Origin of the sequence: Haladaptatus litoreus, from assembly GCF_900156425.1 — an archaeon.
GTDB classification, from domain to species: Archaea; Halobacteriota; Halobacteria; order Halobacteriales; family Haladaptataceae; genus Haladaptatus; species Haladaptatus litoreus.
The window spans coordinates 527522-542338 of the sequence record NZ_FTNO01000002.1; the positions used below are offsets into that span (position 1 = coordinate 527522).

The following is a 14817-nucleotide window of genomic DNA, read 5'->3' on the forward strand; positions in this document are numbered from 1 at the left end:
TTAGTTCGCTATATTTTTTGCTCATCCGCGTCTTTACTGACTCGTGCCATTAGAAACCCCGGCTCGAATTGTTAGAGAACTCACGAGTCGCGGGTACAACGCCGACCGGGAGGCTGTAACGCTTCTCGCAAACGCGCCAGACCCAAACGGCGCGCTCAACGAGGTAGTCGAGTCCGCCCCCGAACACGCGCTAAAAATCTCCGTCGAACACGTCAGGAACGTTCTCGACTCGGCTTCATCGGAGTCAGCCTCATCGAAGTCAGCTTCATCGGCGTCGTCCCAATCGAAGAACGGAGCTGTTTCCGCGCGCGGAAACAGCTCCGTTTCAACTGGAACTGAAAATACCAAGTCCTCCGTGCAGGAGGTCACCTCTCCAGTTGAAACGGGGGGGTCTGTATCACGGAACGAAGCCCTTCAGTCGGTCGGTATCGAGGGCGACGTAACCGGACAGAGCACCGGAACCGGCGAGTACGACGATTTCGTTACGGTGTTCCGCGACCGTTTCCAACGGCTTTCGGGACAACTTCGTGGTCGTGTCAACGCACGCCCGACGAACGCAGTCGCCAGCATGCCGGGCGGAAGCGACGCCGCCATGGTCGGAATGATAAGCGACATTCGCTCGACGGCGAGCGGACACTGGCTTGTCGAACTCGAAGACACGAACGGAACGTTCCCGTGTCTCATCATGAAGGACAAGGAGTTCGCCAGCGTCGTGAACGAACTGCTATTGGACGAGACGATTGCCGTCGAAGGAACGCTTTCGAGTGATGCCGGTATCCTGTTCGTTGACTCGCTTCACTTCCCTGACGTTCCGCGAACCTACAAACCATCGACCGCCGACCGCCACGTGCAGGCCGCACTCATCAGCGACGTTCACGTTGGCAGTCAGGAGTTCATGGCTGACGCGTGGTCGCGGTTCACCAGTTGGTTGCACACCGAGGAGGCAGAACACGTCGAATATCTCCTCATCGCAGGCGACATGGTGGAGGGCGTCGGTATCTATCCGAATCAGGACGAGGAACTCGACATCATCGACATCTTCGAGCAGTACGAAAAGTTCTCGGAGTATCTGAAAGAAGTCCCCGGCGACATGGAAATCGTCATGATTCCCGGCAACCACGACGCGGTTCGACTCGCCGAACCGCAACCCGGATTCGACGAGGAACTCCGTGACATCATGGACGTTCACGATGCCCGAATTACGGGCAATCCCTCTACGGTCACGGTCGAAGGCGTCTCGGTGCTGATGTACCACGGCGTTTCGCTGGACGAGGTCATCGCGGAGATGCCGGAGGAGAAAGCGAGTTACGAGGAACCGCACAAGGCGATGTACCAACTCCTGAAAAAGCGCCACGTCGCGCCGCAGTACGGTGGCCACACCCGCGTCGCGCCGGAGGAGAAGGACTACCTCGTCATCGACGAGGTTCCAGACATCTTCCACACCGGCCACGTCCACAAACTCGGATTCGGCAAGTACCACAACGTCCTCGCTATGAACTCCGGTTGCTGGCAGGCCCAGACGGATTTCCAGAAAAGCGTGAACATCGACCCCGACTCAGGATTTGCCCCAATCGTGGATTTAGACACCCTCGACGTGACGGTTCGGAAGTTCGCCTGATTTGGTCGTTTCCTCCAGTTGAAATGAGGGGGTTGGTTTCTCGATGATATCACTGAAAGCTGTACTCAAATCGCGCGAAAAACCAAACCGTTCGACTCTACCGATTCAACGTGTGAATCGCGTGTCCAAGCGCGTTCTCGGCACACTCCATCACGGCCTCCGAGAGCGTCGGGTGGGTGTGAACCGTCGCGGCGAGGTCTTCGAGTGTTGCACCCATCTCGATTGCCAGTCCGAGTTCAGCGATGAGTTCGGAGGCTTCCGGCCCGACAATCTGCGCGCCGAGGACGAACCCACTCGGTTCGTCGGCGACGATTCGAACGAATCCCTCGGCGTGGCCCGTGGTCAGCGCGCGACCGCTGGCTTGGAACGGGAACTTACCGACGACCGGTTCGAAGCCTTGGGACTCGGCTTCCTCTTCCGTCATGCCGACCGTGCCGATTTCGGGGTCGGTGAACACCGCGGCGGGCATAGCTTGATAATCGAGGGCCGAGGGTTCGCCCGCGATGACCTCCGCGGCGACCTGACCTTCCTTGCTGGCTTTGTGCGCGAGCATCGGTTCGCCCGCCACGTCGCCGATTGCGAAGATGTGCTCCTTTTCGGTTCGCGCGCGGTCGTCCGTCTGGATGAAGCCCTTCTCGTCGGTTTCGATGCCCGCGTTTTCGAGTTCGAGCGTGTCCGTCACGGGTTGGCGACCAACCGCGACCAGCGCCTTCTCGGCACCGAACTCCGAGACTTCGCCGTCCTCGTTCTCGGTCATGACGGTGATGCCGTCGCCGGATTCTTCCCATTCCTTTGCGGCCTGTCCGAAGTGGAAGTCGATTCCCAACTCGTCGGCCTTCTTCTTGACCGGGCGTGCAAGGTCGTCCTCGTAGCCGGGAAGCACCGAATCGAGCATCTCGATTACGGTTACGTCGGAGCCGATTTTGGCGAAGACGCCCGCCAGTTCCATGCCGATGTAGCCTGCGCCGACGATGACGATGCTCTCCGGAACGTCGTCCAGCGCGAGTGCCTCCCGCGAGCTAAGGATGTGCTCGCCGTCGAACTCGAAGCCGGGAACTTCGATTGCTCGGCTTCCGGTCGAAATGATGGCCTGCTCGAATTCGACGGTTTCCGAACCCTGCCCCTCGCCGCCGTGGACGACGCGAACCGATTTGTCGTCCGCGAACTCGGCGCGGCCTTCCATCAAGGAGACGCCGTTTGCCTTGCAGAGCTTTTCGACGCCACCGGTCAACTGCGAGACGACGCCGTCCTTCCATTCGACCATCTCGCCGTAGTTCACGTCGAGTTTGGTATAGATGCCCATGTCCTCGGCGTTGTTCGCGTCGTAGGCCAAGTCGGACGCCGTAATCATTGCCTTCGACGGGATGCACCCGTAGTTCAGGCAGGTTCCGCCGTAGGCGTCCTTTTCGACGAGCGTTACGTCCAGACCCAGTTGCCCGGCGCGAATGGCGGCGACGTAGCCACCCGGTCCTGCGCCGATAACCAGCACGTCCGTTCCTGTCGAGATATCTCCGACGACCATTAGGTGGACGGATGCGCTACCGGGTAAAAAATCAGGTGGATTACGAACCGGTAAGTGGACAACTGTTGGCAATGGGCACGATTTTCTCCCTCGATTGCTATCACGGACATCATCATGAAACTTCTATTACAACAAATGCTCATGAACTGCCTTTTTCGCTATTTCATCGCGCTCATCGTCGGTGCTGTCGTGACAGGTACTGTTGCTTACTTCGAACCACCCAGAGGTGAATCATTGATCCTTCTCGTTGGCATTGCCCAAGTGTACATCGTCGGAACCGTGATTGCACTCCGATACGAGTCGATTCTCCGAAACACCGATTCGTCGTAATTGTCCGTTCAATATTCAAATACATAATCGAAAAGTCGAACTTATAAGGTTTCCGTGAAACTCGATGTGAGTATGCCGGGGCCGATTTTCACGACTGGTGACCACGTTTCTCTCCACCCTATCGAAGAAGAAGACCACGAGTTCGTGCAGTACGGACGCAACCATCCCGAGATTCGGGTACCACTCTTTGCAACCACCATCCAGACAAGCGACGATGTTGCCGAGATGCTCAACGATTCAGAGTATCGATTTCTCATCTGTCGGTCGAAGGATGGTGACCCGGAACCTGTTGGTGTGATCGCCTTCGCGTGGGTATGGGACGAAACGAAAGTAGGGAGCCTGATGTACTGGGTCGTGCCCGAACACCACGGAAACGGCTACGCCACGGAGGCGGCGACGCTATTTTTGAACTATGCGTTTCGAGAACGTGGCTTTCACAAAGTCAACGCCGAAGTTGACGCGTCGAACGCCGCGTCCGCTGCGGTGTTGGAGAAACTCGGATTCGAACGCGAAGGTATTCGTCGGCAGGAAAACTTCGTGGACGGTGACTGGAAGGATGCACACATGTACGGCTTGCTCGCCGACGAGTGGATAGACGACTGATTACAGTGTGCTAGTCGAACAAAACAAAAATCAAAAATCGGCAGGTTCTGATTTCCTGTTTACTCAAGCAGGAGCAGTTTCGGATTGTGCAGGTACTCCAACAACTGGTTGGCGAACTGCGCGACGATTGCACCGTCGATGATGCGATGGTCGATGGACATCGAAATCGGGAGCACCGGTCGCGCTTCCACTTCGTCGTCCACGACGACCGGGCGCTTTTTCAGCGACCCCAGTCCGAGAATACCGACTTCGGGGTAGTTGATGATAGGCGTCGCGTGTTTCCCGCCAATCGCGCCGAAGTTGGTGATGGTGAACGTCCCGCCCTGCATCTCCTCGCGGGAGATGGTACGGTCGCGGGCTTTCTCGACCAGTTCGTTCATCTCCGAGGCGAGTTGGAGCATATCCTTCTGGTCTACGTTCTTGATGACCGGAACCATCAGGCCGTCGTCGGTTGCGACTGCAATACCGATGTTGTAGTAGTTTTTGACGACGATTTCCCCGTTCTCTTCGTCCAGTGCGGAGTTGAGGTACGGGTAGTCTTTGAGCGCGGCGACGACTGCCTTCAGCACGAACGGCATGTAGGTGAGCTTGATACCCTGTTCGTCGGCGATGCCGCGCAGTTCCTCGCGCGTCTCGACCAGTTCCGACACTTCCGTCGTGTCGTGGTGAGTGACGTGCGGCGCGGTGAACTTCGACTTCTGCATCTGCTTGCCGATGGTTCGCCGAATGCCGCGGTACGGAATCCGCTCTTCACGCGGGCCAGTTTCGCCCGTTGCGAGTTCAGCGGCGTCTTCAGCCTGCGCTTGTTGCTGTGCCTCAGCGTACTCTCGCACGGCTTCCGGCGTTACGAACGCTTGTCCGTCGCGTTCCTCGACCGCGGGTACGGCATTGAGGTTGACACCCTGCTCGTCGGCGAGTCGTCGCGTTGCGGGTGCGGCGAGTGTTCGTTCGCGGTCGGCGGGTTCGACCGAATCCGGTGCCGGTCCGCCGCCGGATATACCACCGTTCTCGGGCTGAATGTCGAGGTCGTCGTCCGGTTGGACTTCGTCGGTTTCCTGCTCGACTTCGTCTGTCGTGCTTTCGGCCGCCGTGCGAACGTCGTGTTCCGTCACGCGACCGCTCGGCCCGGTTCCTTCGACGGTTGCAATATCCACACCGAGTTCGCGCGCGAGTCGTCGCGCGCTTGGGGCCGCGAAGACGCGACCTTCTGGAGTCTCGGTTTCCTCCGAAACTTCGGGCTCCTCGGCGACTTCCTCTTGTGATTCCGTCGGCTCTTCGGATTCGGCGCTCTCGGTGGCCGTGTCCTCGTCGTCTTCACCCTCCACGTTGAACGTGATGATGACGTTGCCGACGGGGACGACTTCGCCCTCTTCCGCGCGGAGTTCGCGGACGCTCCCGTTAACCGGGGAGGGAACCTCCACGATTGCCTTGTCCGTCTCGACTTCCGCGACGGGTTGGTCTTCGCTAACCTCGTCGCCTTCTTCGACGAGCCAACTGACGAGTTCACCTTCGGCGACACCTTCGCCGACGTCGGGGAGTTTGAATTCGCGTACCATGTTAGAAGTTCACCGCGTCGCGGATGCCTTCCTTGATGCGGGTCGGTTCGGGCAGGTAGTAGTCTTCGAGACTGTAGAGCGGGAACGGCGTGTCGAAGCCGGTGATTCGCTCGACCGGTGCCTCCTGATACAGCAGGGCTTCTTCCTGAATCGTCGCCGCAATTTCTCCAGCTAGACCGCCGGTTTTCGGAGCCTCGTGGACGACTGCCGCGCGTCCGGTCTTCTTGAACGATTCGATGATGGTGTCTTCGTCGAGTGGCGACACCGTTCTGAGGTCAACGACTTCCACGTCGATTTCGCCTTCCAGTTCCTCTGCGGCCTTCATCGTCGGTCGGGTCATCGCACCCCACGTGAACACCGAGATGTCAGACCCTTCGCGGCGGACTGCGGCTTCGCCGAGCGGGACTTCGTAGGATTCCGTCGGTACTTCACCGCGGAACGCGCGGTAGATAAGTTTCGGTTCGAGGAAGATAACCGGGTCGGGGTCGCGGATTGCCGACGTGAGCAGTCCTTTGGTGTCGTAGGGCGTGCTCGGCATGACGACCTTGAGGCCGGGTTGATGTACGTAGAACGCTTCCATCGACTCGGAGTGGTGTTCCGGCGCACGGATTCCGCCACCGTATGGTGCGCGAACGACCATCGGACAGGTGAACCGGCCGCGACTTCGCGTGCGAAGTCGCGCCGCGTGGGAGACGATTTGGTCGAATGCCGGGTACATGAAGCCGGAGAATTGCATCTCCGGAACGGGCTTCAGACCGTAGGCGGCCATGCCGATAGCCGTCCCGACGATACCGGACTCGGCCAGCGGGGTGTCGATGACGCGGTCGTCGCCGAACTCCTCGTAGAGTCCTTCCGTGGCGCGGAACACGCCGCCGTTCTTGCCGACGTCCTCGCCCATGACGATGACGTCGTCGTCTTGTTGCATTTCAGTGTACAGTCCGTCGCGGACTGCCTGCACGAGCGTAAGATTCTCGGATTCGGTAGTTGCCTGACTCATGTTTTAATCCTCCAGAAGCGCTTCGTCTCCGTACTTTTCTCGGATTTGCTCGAACGACTCCATCTGTTCTCGGAGTCGCCGTGGCATGTCCGCGTACACGTGGTTGAAGATTTCCTCGGGTTCCGGTCGCTCAACTGCTTCGGCCTCGTCGATGGCGTCTGCGACTTGCTCTTTGATGTCGGCCTCGATTTCCTCGACGCCTTCCTCGTCCAATCGCCCCGTGTTGAGCAGGAATTTCTCCATCCGTGGAATTGGATCCTTTTTCTTCCACTTTTGGACTTCCTCGTCGTCACGGTAGACGGTCGGGTCGTCGGCGGTCGTGTGCGCGCCGAAGCGGTACTGAACCGCCTCGATGAGCGTTGGACGAAGTTCGTCCTCGCCGGGGTTTTTGGCCTTCTCGACGGCCTCTTTCGTCACTTGGTACACTGCGAGTGGATCCATTCCATCGACCTGCACGCCTTCGAAGCCGTATGCGGTGGCTTTCTGCGCGATGGTCTTCGAGGCGGTCTGGCGCTCTCGTGGCACCGAAATTGCCCACTGGTTGTTGTTACAGAAGAAAACGGCAGGCGCGTCGAAGACGCCCGCGAAGTTGAGTCCCTCGTGGAAGTCGCCCTCGCTGGTTGCACCGTCACCGAAGTAACACATGAACGCCTTACTTTCGTCTTTCAAGCGGGATGCCCACGCTCCTCCCGTCGCGTGAAGGATTTGCGTCGCAATCGGCACCGAGACGGTGAAGATATTGGAATCCTCCGCAATCTCGTTGCCCTTCTCGTGGCCCATCCAGTAGAGCATGGTCTGGGTCAGCGAGAGACCGCGGACGAGTGCGGCCCCGTGTTCGCGGTAACTCGGGTACATCCAGTCGTCATCTGCAAGTGCGTAGACACTGCCGATTTGGGCACCTTCCTGTCCCGAGAGCGGTGGGTAGGTTCCCATCCGCCCCTGACGTTGGAGGCTGACTGCACGTTCGTCGAAATGACGGGCGAGTTTCATCTGGTGGTACATATCCACCAGTTCCTCATCGGAGAGGTCCGGCACTTCCGCACCGTCCAACACCGTTCCGTCTTCGTCCAGTATCTGTACTCGTTCCTGGGGGTCTTGGTGTACGATGCTCACGGTCGAACCCATCCTGACATGTACGAAAGAACTCTGGCGCACGTTATAGGGTTTTCGTAATTAACTTCCCATAGAGATTGCTCAGTCTGCCATTTCCATGGGATTGTTCTTCGAGAACCGAATTAATTTCTCTATTTAAAATTTCTGGCCGATTGTAAGTCGAATGATGGACAGATTACCTTCCCTGACGAAGTTTCCGTTCCCCGTGATTTGTGTCGCCTCGACCGAATTTACTGCCGGTTTCAATATCTGTGCGTTCTTTCTTTCCTAACCTCTGCACAGGAATTCTCTACCCTTCCCGTCTTATGAGTACACCGCTCTCAGACGGAGGCTCTTCGAGCCTCTTTCCTCGCCTGCTCCACGCTCTTTCCATCTCGGAGGATGGCGTCCACGAACAGTTCGCCCGCCTTGTACGACGAACGAACCATCGCACCGCTAGCGCAGTAGAGGAAGGACAATTCGTCTTCTGCGACCCGTCGCCACGTCTCGAACTTCGATGGATGGACGTACTCCTCCACGTCCAGATGCGTTCGCGACGGTTGGAGATACTGCCCGAGCGTGACGATGTCCACGTCCGTCTCCCGCAAGTCCGAAAGCGCCTGATACACTTCGTGGTCGTACTCACCGAGGCCGAGCATCAGACTCGTTTTCGTGTAGATGTCGGATTCGCGTTTGACCTGTTCGAGAACGCTCAAACTCTGTTCGTATCCCGCACGCGGGTCACGAACCGGCCGCTGCAGCCGTTCGACCGTCTCGACGTTGTGCGCAATCACGTCCGGTTCGGCGTCGATGATTTTTCGAACGAGCTTTTTGTCGCCTTGGAAATCCGGAATCAGCACTTCCACGAGGATGCCGGGATGGCGCTTTTTGATTTCCCGAATCGTCTGCGCGAAGTGTTCCGCACCCTGTCCTTCGAGGTCGTCCCGGTCAACCGAGGTGAGTACCACGTAATCGAGGCCGATTTCCGCGATGGCACTCGCCACGTTCACCGGTTCGTCCGGGTCGAGCGGTTCGCCGCCGCCCGTATCCACGTCGCAGAATCCGCAACTTCGAGTGCATTTGTGACCCATCAGCATGAACGTGGCCGTTCCGCCGCCGTCCGAACCCCGGCCGCTCCAACATTCCCCGAGGTTTGGACAGTTCGCTTCTTCACAGACGGTGTTCAAGTCGTGTTCGCGGAGCGTCTGTTTGATTCCCGTAAACTCCTGACCCGACGGGGGCCGCATCTTCAACCAATCGGGTTTGCGCCGCCCACTCATTGCTCACGGCTTGGGGCCGGTACGACAAAAGGGTAGGGTATTGGCGAAGCGGTTCCGTCATTTCATTCACAATCGGTGCATAGTTCCACGTTGCCGACTGGAAATGCCGAAATACTCCCGGGAGATGGTGTACAACTGCCAAATAACAATACCGCTCCTTCGTCTACTCACAGGTCATGGCTACCGACAGTACCGTGAGGGCGAGTGGAGCGATGGAAACCAACGGGCTGGATTGGTTCAGTATCCTCCTCGTCGTCATTGGCGCGCTCAATTGGGGAATCGTCGGTATAACGAGTCTCATCGGTGGACAGGTAAACGTCGTGCGGCAAGGGATGGGGATGCTGTTTCTCCCCGATGTTGCACAAATTCTCACGAATCTCGTTTACGTCCTCGTCGGATTAGCAGGACTGTACTTCATCTACACCAGCTACAAAATCAGGCGCGCGAGTCGTCAGACGACTCGCCAGCCGGTACAGCAAACAGAATAGTCGATTTTTCGATTCGTCAGCGAAATTCTGAGTTACAAAATAACTACCATCATATTTTCACTGGGGTACTTATAAATACTATCAAGATTTTATAATCTGTATAACAGCAAAACCATGGTCGATGTATCACGTGAGGAAATAACTGATGGTTCATTGATACGATCTCTTCTGCTTCTTGCAGCCCCTCTCGTCATGCAGAATTTCGTACAGGTTGCCCAGCAGGTCGTCGATACGTTCTGGGTCGGCCGACTCGGGGAAGATGCGGTTGCCGCGGTGGGCCTAAGTTTCCCATTGACTGCGCTTCTGTTCGCCGTTCTCCTGATAACAACTGTCGGAACACAGGTTCTCGTCTCCCAGCGCGCCGGAGCAGAAGAGGACTCGCTCGCGCGCCGCGCGGTGTTTCACGGTATCACGCTCGCGTTCGTTCTCGGTTTGGTGCTTACCGTCCTCGTGCTGATTTTCGGCGCGGACATAATTTCTCTGTTCGGTGCCGAACCGAATGTCACGTCACTGACCGTGATTTACTTCACGACGTTTTCGCTCGGTCTGCCACTCATGGGAATGGGTGACACCATCGAGATGGGGTTCATCGGATGGGGTGATACGCGCGCGGCCCTCTACATCAACGTCGCTGCGGTCGCTATCAACATCGTCCTCGACCCGATTCTCATCTTTGGTTACGGGATTCCGGGATTCTCGGGGTTCGAAATCGCGGGTGCTGCACTCGCAACTATCCTCGGATACGGTATTTCATCGCTGTTTGGTCTTGGAATGATGCTTCGCGGCCGAAACGGCTTCTCGCTCACACAAGAGGCGATGACGTTCGAAATGAACGACTACCGTGAAATCGTCGATATTGGCCTTCCCATCTGCGGTCAACGCGCCGCTGGACAATCGGTTCGACTACTCATCGTCGGAGTTGTCGCCGCCGCCGGCGGGTCTGCTGCTCTCGCAGCCTACACCGTCGGTGCCCGCGTTGCCAGCGTCGCATTCATTCCTGCCAGCGGTCTTTCACAGGCCGCACAGAGCGTTGTCGGGCAGAATATCGGTGCAAAAAAACCAGCGCGCGCACGCCGCGCTACGTGGGTGGGCGCGGGCATCGCCGCCGTCGGTTTGACGCTCATCGGCGTCGTCCAGTGGGTTGCTCCCGAACTGCTGGTCAGAACGTTCGTTCCGGATATGACCTCACAAGGATTCGACTTGGCGATCGAATATCTCCGGATTCTGGTGTACGGCTACTGGGCCATCGGTGCGATGTATCTGTTCAACGCGGGTTTCAACGGCGCACGTCGGACGAAAGTGAGTTTGGTAGCCGACTTGGTAAAATACTGGGGACTCCGACTTCCTATCGCGGCAATTGGCGTCCTCTGGCTTGACTACGGTGTATCTGCCGTGTTCTGGGCCGTCACGATTTCCAACTGTGTCGCGGCGGTCGGTGCCGGTCTGTACTATTATTATACGACTCATAACGGGATGCTCGAACGGGCAGCCGAAGTCGCGTCGAGTCCCTCGGACTGAGTCGGCACTGGTTCGGTGGGGAAAGGGGGGAAAGAATGGAGAGCGCGGAGCGTGTAACCGCGTCCGGAGAGTGAACTCCCGAGTATATAAAGCCACGGGGGGTAGAGTGAAAGTGAAATCACAAGCAAGCACCGGAGAAAGCTGTGTGTCTGACGGAAGGCAGACATCGCTGTCTGACGAGCGTCACGCATAAATCATGTGGCCGCTGCTATCTGAACCCCCTCCTCACGAACGTACCGACGAACGCGCTGTTCGAACGTTTCACCGTCCGGCCACGAAACCGGCTTTTTTACGCCTAATCGAGTCGGGTCGCCGACGTACACCGCGACTTCCGTTTCCTCCATCGGGACTGCAACTCTGACGTACAGCCCGCGACCGACACCTTCGTATGCGTCCAACATGGCCATATCTGGTGTTTCGACCAGTCGCCCTTTTGTCTCGCCACCCGGTGCCAGCGTCGGGTATTCTCCGTCGACGCGATGTAGCCCCGAGAGGACTGCATCGCCGACGAAGTCGAACGTCTCAACGACACTATCGACCCGATTCGGGTCGGTGAGCGTTCCGTAGACGAACACTAACATGTGGTTTCGTTCGTCTCCTTCGCCCCTTCGTTCGGCGTCTGCTCGATACGCACCTGAATATCACTTCTCTCTAACTCCTCCCAGAGCGGGGACAGATAGCGGACGTACTCCGAGTCGAGAAGCGCAACCAGTTCGTCGTAGCTGTCTTCCTCTACGACCAGTCGCTTGATTTTAACGCGCACCTCTCGCGCCCAGTCGCTTCGCTCGGACGGCGTCAACGAATCGAGCGTGGTTTCGTCCAGCCCGATTCTGGCGTCGGGAGAGAACAGTCCGTGCTTTTCGGAGACGATTCGCCAATCGTCACACGTCTCCGCGTATTTCGCTTTCGACCTGAACTGTGGCGAAGCGTACTGTTCACGCGCGGGTCGCCATCCACCGTACTGCTCCTCGCTGCCGTTGACGATTGCCAGCGTCCTCATCGTTGATTGGTGGTACGTACCCCGATAGAGGGGATAGTTATGGGCCGGTTAATCGCATTTCGCCCATTTCGCCTATTTCGCATCGGTTGCCCGTTTCGGTACAGCCAAACCCCGCCGGAGGGAATCACGTCCCAGTGACGCTTCGCGCGCGAACGATTGCCGTCTGGCGGCGAGTGCTTTCGCTCTCGTGGCCAGTGATGGCCGAGCAGGTGCTCCGAACGCTGATGCGGACGACCGACATCATCGTTACTGCCTTGTTCTCGCCTGCCGCGGTCGCGGCAATCGGTCTTGCAGACCTCTATGCGCGCCTGCCACTCAGAATCGGTCTCGGACTCGGTGGCGGGGCGATTGCCCTCTCCAGTCAGGATACCGGGCGGGACGCAACCGCGAACCGCGACGAAGCCATCACACAAGCAATTTTGGTCGGTGTGGTCGCCGGGATTCCGTTCGTGCTATTCGGTTTGTTGTTCGCGGAACCCGCAATCGCTATCCTCGGCGCGCCGGAAAACGTCGCGCGGATGGGCGGAACCTATCTCCTCATCATCTTCCTCACGGCACCAGCGCGACACGTCGCGCTGGTTGCCGCGCGCTCCTTACAGGGCACTGGCGACACGAAAACGCCGATGTACATAAACGTCGTTTCCAATCTGCTCAACATCGGCGGAACCGTGGCGCTCGGACTTGGACTCGGGCCGTTCCCGAACTTGGAAATCGTCGGCGTCGGAATCGCTACCGCCGTCGGTAATCTGTTCACTGCGACCGCACTCTTGCTTGCGATTCGCACGAACTGGACGCAAGCATCGTTCGTCCGGCCGCAAAATCAAACCATTACGAAGCAACTCCTCGTCGTCAGCGCGCCACGAATCGGTGAAGGAATCGCCGCGACGATTGCCGAATTTCCGTTCAACGCGATTTTGCTCGCCTTCGGTACGGAAGTCAACGCCGCCTACCAAATCGGTCGTCGAGTGTACCAGCAGGTGACCGGGCCGCTTTCCAGAGGCTACAGCGTTGCTTCGAGCGTCGTCGTCGGCCAAGCCCTCGGAAGTGGCGACCCCGAAAGAGCGCGGTTCGAAGGTTGGGCGACTGTTGCCCTTGGACTCGTGACGGTCGGCGGAATCGGTGGCGTGCTCTTTCTCGTCGCCGAACCGTTGGTTCGGCTTTTCACCTCCGACCCGCCGACCCTCGAATACGCTGCGGATTTCGCCCGCGTGTACGGACTGGCCGCGCCGTTCCTCGTCTCGTTCGTCGTCCTCGCGGGGTCACTACAGGGCGGAAGCGACACGAAAACACCCTTCTTCGCGCGCACGTCGGGAATGTTCTTGTTCATGGTCGGCTTTTCGTGGTTGGTCGGTGTGCGGATGGACTACGGCGTGATGGGCGTGTACGCCGGAATTTTGCTTCACTACGTCTGGGCGATGGGAATCGTCGGAGCCGGGTTTTACTGGGGTGGTTGGGCCTCTCGCGCCGCGGCCATGATGGAAGAACGCGGAAGTGCGGGAGAGACCTGACGCGGGACGAACCGAAACGAACTGGTACGAACCGGCACCTAACGGCAGAAAACTCGGGTGCAGAAAACGGTAGGATAGAGGAGGCCCATTCTACAAATAGCATGACGGACTTCCAGTTCACTACGAGCGACATCGACGGCCCACATTCGGGACAACCGGTCGCAACCGCAGGGACGAATGTAAACGACGCCGACACCGCGATGCTTCTGGTCCATGGGCGCGGTGCGACCGCCGAAAGCATTCTCGAACTGTCCCACGAGTTCCAACAGCCGGAAATCGCCTATCTCGCACCGCAAGCGTCCAGAAACACGTGGTACCCACAATCGTTTCTCGCGCCGATGGAGTCGAATCAGCCGTATCTCTCCTCCGCACTGTCCCTCCTCGAAACGATTTTTTCAGACCTCGAATCTGTGGGTATCCCTCCGGAACGAATCTTCATCCTTGGCTTCTCACAAGGTGCCTGTCTGACGACCGAGTTCGTCGCACGAAACGCGGAGCGATACGGCGGCGTCGTCGGATTCAGTGGCGGTCTTATCGGTCCGGAGGGGACACCCCGAGAGTACGATGGGTCACTCGATAGAACACCGGTCTATCTCGGCTGCAGCGACCGCGACCCACATATTCCGGTCGAGCGGGTTCACAAGACGAGGGACGTGCTCCGCGAACTCGACGGCGACGTGACCGAGCAAATCTTCGAAGGAATGGGCCACGGTGTGATTCCGGAGGAAATCGACCACGTCGGTGGAATGTTGGACGAACTGCTGAACGACTGAATCACATCAAATTCGACCGTTTAGAATCGTTCACTACGTTTCGAACTGTTCACCGACGGAAGAATTAGTGGAACGGAGGGGGAGCGTTGACTCGGATTATGTAGCCTGTAGAAAATCACGGTGTATGAGCAATCCTCACGGCTTCTCTTCGCGGGTCGCTTCGCCGGAAGAGTTTCGGTCCACGTTGAAGTTGCTACTCGGTCTTCATCACGACTCCTCAATGCTGTTCGACCGGGCGTGGACGTTTCGGTATCCCGACAGTCACTATCGTGACTTGATGGTCGAAACCACGCGTCTTCTTCCTCCCGAGCCGAGGAAAACATCTCCCGCGTCGGTAGGTGACGCATCCACTTCACTACCTCAATTCGATTCCATGCTCAGAGAGCTACTGATGAAGGCACAGGACGGTCGAGTAGCGTTCGACCGTTCGTGGCGGTTCCAGTTCTCGGACGCCGACCGTCCGGATTTGATGGTCGAAATAACGTATCTCGAAAAGAAAGCGTCCGGTGCGTAAACCGACTGCCGGACGAGT

The 14817-nt window shown here is 58.0% G+C and carries 15 protein-coding genes; 8 read left to right on the plus strand and 7 right to left on the minus strand.

The annotated features are described in order from the left end of the window. The first annotated feature begins 43 nt into the window (after positions 1-43). Positions 44-1618, plus strand: coding sequence for a DNA-directed DNA polymerase II small subunit (locus BW974_RS13775; RefSeq protein WP_076430826.1), 1575 nt, complete (start codon positions 44-46; stop codon positions 1616-1618). 97 nt (positions 1619-1715) lie between these two features. Here BW974_RS13775 and lpdA read toward each other — a convergent pair whose 3' ends face one another. Continuing rightward, a complete protein-coding gene (lpdA, locus tag BW974_RS13780; RefSeq protein ID WP_076430827.1) occupies positions 1716-3140 on the minus strand; it encodes a dihydrolipoyl dehydrogenase in 1425 nt (474 codons plus the stop codon). A 141-nt stretch (positions 3141-3281) separates the two neighbouring features. Here lpdA and BW974_RS13785 point away from each other — a divergent pair, with 141 nt between their 5' ends. Together BW974_RS13785 and BW974_RS13790 are read left to right on the plus strand one after the other, a co-directional pair. Beyond that, positions 3282-3470, plus strand: a complete 189-nt coding sequence (locus BW974_RS13785; protein ID WP_139328877.1) for a hypothetical protein — start codon at positions 3282-3284, stop codon at positions 3468-3470. Between the two features lie 72 nt (positions 3471-3542). After that, entirely contained in the window at positions 3543-4073 is a 531-nt protein-coding gene (locus tag BW974_RS13790; RefSeq protein WP_076430829.1) for a GNAT family N-acetyltransferase, read from the plus strand. Between the two features lie 59 nt (positions 4074-4132). Here the strand turns inward: BW974_RS13790 and BW974_RS13795 are convergent, their stop codons facing one another. The 4 genes from BW974_RS13795 to lipA form a co-directional block, all read right to left on the minus strand. Beyond that, positions 4133-5629, minus strand: a complete 1497-nt coding sequence (locus tag BW974_RS13795) for a dihydrolipoamide acetyltransferase family protein (protein WP_076430830.1) — start codon at positions 5627-5629, stop codon at positions 4133-4135. 1 nt (position 5630) lies between these two features. After that, positions 5631-6626 (minus strand): alpha-ketoacid dehydrogenase subunit beta, encoded by a 996-nt coding sequence (locus BW974_RS13800; protein ID WP_076430831.1) that lies wholly within the window; start codon positions 6624-6626, stop codon positions 5631-5633. Positions 6627-6629: 3 nt separating this feature from the next. Further along, positions 6630-7751: a pyruvate dehydrogenase (acetyl-transferring) E1 component subunit alpha gene (gene pdhA / locus BW974_RS13805; protein WP_394329566.1), complete on the minus strand. Its 1122-nt coding sequence runs from the start codon at positions 7749-7751 to the stop codon at positions 6630-6632. Positions 7752-8059: 308 nt separating this feature from the next. Beyond that, complete coding sequence (gene lipA / locus BW974_RS13810) at positions 8060-8998, minus strand: lipoyl synthase (RefSeq protein WP_076430832.1); 939 nt, start codon at positions 8996-8998, stop codon at positions 8060-8062. A 176-nt stretch (positions 8999-9174) separates the two neighbouring features. Here lipA and BW974_RS13815 point away from each other — a divergent pair, with 176 nt between their 5' ends. Together BW974_RS13815 and BW974_RS13820 are read left to right on the plus strand one after the other, a co-directional pair. Continuing rightward, positions 9175-9486 (plus strand): DUF378 domain-containing protein, encoded by a 312-nt coding sequence (locus BW974_RS13815; RefSeq protein ID WP_076430833.1) that lies wholly within the window; start codon positions 9175-9177, stop codon positions 9484-9486. 114 nt (positions 9487-9600) lie between these two features. Beyond that, positions 9601-11004, plus strand: coding sequence for an MATE family efflux transporter (locus BW974_RS13820; protein ID WP_076430834.1), 1404 nt, complete (start codon positions 9601-9603; stop codon positions 11002-11004). Between the two features lie 194 nt (positions 11005-11198). Here BW974_RS13820 and BW974_RS13825 read toward each other — a convergent pair whose 3' ends face one another. Together BW974_RS13825 and BW974_RS13830 are read right to left on the minus strand one after the other, a co-directional pair. Continuing rightward, entirely contained in the window at positions 11199-11585 is a 387-nt protein-coding gene (locus BW974_RS13825; RefSeq protein WP_076430835.1) for a gamma-glutamylcyclotransferase family protein, read from the minus strand. Beyond that, positions 11579-12004: a DUF6884 domain-containing protein gene (locus tag BW974_RS13830; protein WP_076430836.1), complete on the minus strand. Its 426-nt coding sequence runs from the start codon at positions 12002-12004 to the stop codon at positions 11579-11581. The genes BW974_RS13825 and BW974_RS13830 overlap by 7 nt, the downstream gene beginning before the upstream one ends. A 197-nt stretch (positions 12005-12201) precedes the next feature. Here BW974_RS13830 and BW974_RS13835 point away from each other — a divergent pair, with 197 nt between their 5' ends. The 3 genes from BW974_RS13835 (at position 12202) to BW974_RS13845 (ending at position 14799) form a co-directional block, all read left to right on the plus strand. Further along, entirely contained in the window at positions 12202-13512 is a 1311-nt protein-coding gene (locus BW974_RS13835; RefSeq protein ID WP_076430967.1) for an MATE family efflux transporter, read from the plus strand. Between the two features lie 101 nt (positions 13513-13613). Further along, positions 13614-14285, plus strand: a complete 672-nt coding sequence (locus tag BW974_RS13840) for an alpha/beta hydrolase (protein ID WP_076430837.1) — start codon at positions 13614-13616, stop codon at positions 14283-14285. Positions 14286-14409: 124 nt separating this feature from the next. Further along, a complete protein-coding gene (locus BW974_RS13845) occupies positions 14410-14799 on the plus strand; it encodes a hypothetical protein (protein ID WP_076430838.1) in 390 nt (129 codons plus the stop codon). The last annotated feature ends 18 nt before the right edge of the window (positions 14800-14817 follow it).

Coding starts and splice junctions, on each gene's coding strand:
- lpdA (WP_076430827.1), bottom strand. CDS start 3,140: ATGGTCGTCGGAGATATCTCGACAGGAACGGACGTGCTGGTTATCGGC.
- BW974_RS13785 (WP_139328877.1), top strand. CDS start 3,282: ATGAACTGCCTTTTTCGCTATTTCATCGCGCTCATCGTCGGTGCTGTC.
- BW974_RS13790 (WP_076430829.1), top strand. CDS start 3,543: ATGCCGGGGCCGATTTTCACGACTGGTGACCACGTTTCTCTCCACCCT.
- BW974_RS13795 (WP_076430830.1), bottom strand. CDS start 5,629: ATGGTACGCGAATTCAAACTCCCCGACGTCGGCGAAGGTGTCGCCGAA.
- BW974_RS13800 (WP_076430831.1), bottom strand. CDS start 6,626: ATGAGTCAGGCAACTACCGAATCCGAGAATCTTACGCTCGTGCAGGCA.
- pdhA (WP_394329566.1), bottom strand. CDS start 7,751: ATGGGTTCGACCGTGAGCATCGTACACCAAGACCCCCAGGAACGAGTA.
- lipA (WP_076430832.1), bottom strand. CDS start 8,998: ATGAGTGGGCGGCGCAAACCCGATTGGTTGAAGATGCGGCCCCCGTCG.
- BW974_RS13815 (WP_076430833.1), top strand. CDS start 9,175: ATGGCTACCGACAGTACCGTGAGGGCGAGTGGAGCGATGGAAACCAAC.
- BW974_RS13820 (WP_076430834.1), top strand. CDS start 9,601: ATGGTCGATGTATCACGTGAGGAAATAACTGATGGTTCATTGATACGA.
- BW974_RS13825 (WP_076430835.1), bottom strand. CDS start 11,585: ATGTTAGTGTTCGTCTACGGAACGCTCACCGACCCGAATCGGGTCGAT.
- BW974_RS13830 (WP_076430836.1), bottom strand. CDS start 12,004: ATGAGGACGCTGGCAATCGTCAACGGCAGCGAGGAGCAGTACGGTGGA.
- BW974_RS13835 (WP_076430967.1), top strand. CDS start 12,202: ATGGCCGAGCAGGTGCTCCGAACGCTGATGCGGACGACCGACATCATC.
- BW974_RS13840 (WP_076430837.1), top strand. CDS start 13,614: ATGACGGACTTCCAGTTCACTACGAGCGACATCGACGGCCCACATTCG.
- BW974_RS13845 (WP_076430838.1), top strand. CDS start 14,410: ATGAGCAATCCTCACGGCTTCTCTTCGCGGGTCGCTTCGCCGGAAGAG.